Below are 263 nucleotides of genomic sequence, written 5' to 3' on the forward strand. Positions count from 1 at the left end.
TCGAGCGACAGGTTGAACTGATCTTCCCACCGGAACTCGAATCTTGCGCGTGACAGCGCATCGTCGCGGGCCTGCGCCGCCGGATGTCCCTTGGCCAGATCGGCGGCATGAGCGGCGATCTTGTAGGTGATGACGCCGGTCTTCACATCGTCGCGGTCGGGCAGGCCCAGATGTTCCTTGGGCGTGACGTAGCAAAGCATCGCGCAGCCGAACCAGCCGATCATCGCCGCGCCGATACCGCTGGTGATATGGTCGTAGCCCGG

At 63.9% G+C, this 263-nt stretch carries 1 protein-coding gene; it reads right to left on the reverse strand.

Annotated elements, in window-relative coordinates:
- Positions 1-263: phosphomethylpyrimidine synthase ThiC (locus JI666_RS21245; protein WP_206895074.1), on the reverse strand; the 263-nt coding region annotated here is incomplete at both ends.

This window comes from Bacillus sp. NTK071, from assembly GCF_017303315.1.
In the GTDB taxonomy this organism is placed as follows: domain Bacteria; phylum Bacillota; class Bacilli; order Bacillales; family Guptibacillaceae; genus Guptibacillus.